This window comes from Allofournierella massiliensis (assembly GCF_004345265.1).
Classification (GTDB): domain Bacteria; phylum Bacillota; class Clostridia; order Oscillospirales; family Ruminococcaceae; genus Allofournierella; species Allofournierella massiliensis.
Window position 1 is genome coordinate 1 of record NZ_SLUM01000072.1, and the last position, 1549, is coordinate 1549.

Below are 1549 nucleotides of genomic sequence, written 5' to 3' on the forward strand. Positions count from 1 at the left end.
CCTTGTATTATAGAGTAGTAGTTATTAGAGCCCCTCTCCAAGGGCTGTGTGCTACACTGTAAGGGATGCTGTGGATTGGTGTAAATCTCCTACCACAAGATGGTTCAAGAAAGGTTCCAACCACAGCCCCTTACAATTTTGTTGATCAGTTAAATACCGCCAGACGGTTTATGTGGAACAAGGCTACAAAAGTAAGGTGTACTGTGGATGCAGCATCACATATTTACCGCTGGAGGGATTTGTTATGGTGATTTCTGTTGGTATTGATGTCTCAAAAGACAAGCACGATTGCTTCATCGTCAGCTCTGAGGGGGAAGTCCTGGCGGATGTGTTCACGATTCCCAACAACATGGATGGGTTTCACCGTCTGTTGCAGAGAATCCAGGACTGCACCAACTCTCAGGACAAAATAAAAGTAGGGCTTGAGGCGACCGGACATTACAGCTACAACCTTCTCGGGTTTCTCCTTGACAACGGTCTGACCACCTATGTCCTGAACCCCTTGCGCACAAACCTCTACCGAAAGAGCCTCAGTCTGAGAAAAACCAAAACTGACCGGGTGGATGCGCGAACGATTGCTTCTATGCTGTTATCCGATGCGGGCCTCAAACCCTACACAAGTACAGCATACCACAATGAGGAGCTAAAGTCACTGACCAGATACCGTTTTGACAAGGTAAAAGAACGGGCGAAACTGAAAAGTTCTATTTCTCGATTGGTCTGTATCCTGTTTCCCGAACTGGAAAAACTGGTCCCCACACTTCACATGACCTCTGTTTACTCCCTGTTAGAGGAGCTCCCCGGCGCAAAGCAGGTTGCCGCAGCCCATTTGACAAGGCTGAAAACACTGCTCGAAACCGCCTCCAAAGGCCACTACAAGCGGGATATGGCTCTTGAAATACGAGATGCTGCCAGAAATTCCATTGGCTCTCGGATGCCTGCCAAGTCCCTTGAATTACAGCACACCATCCGCCTCACCCGGGAACTGGATCGTGAAATTGATGAAATCGAAGAACAAATCCAATCCATTATGGGTGAGCTTCATTCGCCTATTACCACTATCCCAGGGCTGGGGTTCCGCATGGCCGCCATGATCCTGGCTGAGGTCGGCGACTTTACCCGCTTTGACTCCCCAGACAAGCTGTTGGCTTATGCCGGGATGTCCCCCTCAACTTACCAGTCCGGACAGCTCAAAAATTGCTATCCGCACATGGAAAAGCGTGGCTCCCGATACTTACGCTACGCACTTTACAACGCAACCAAGTATGTCTGCTACTGGGACCCGGCTTTTGCTGATTATCTTGCCAAGAAGCGGGCGGAGGGAAAACACTACAATATTGCCATCTCTCATGCTGCCAAGAAGTTAGTTCGTCTGATATTTGCCATGGAGAAATCCATGCAGCCATATTGCTCAGCATCTTAACTGCAACCACTTGAATAGCCAGCAGGGGTCTGACAAGACCTCAGCTTTGCTATACCTTTTTTGAACCATCCCTTTTTCACCACCACCATTCATTTTCGGGGTTGATTTTTAATAGTTAATCTTTCT

General features: G+C 48.4%; 1 protein-coding gene. It reads left to right on the plus strand.

The features are described from left to right. Positions 1-247: 247 nt before the first annotated feature. Entirely contained in the window at positions 248-1423 is a 1176-nt protein-coding gene (locus EDD77_RS17870) for an IS110 family RNA-guided transposase (RefSeq protein ID WP_058963086.1), read from the plus strand. Positions 1424-1549: the final 126 nt, after the last annotated feature.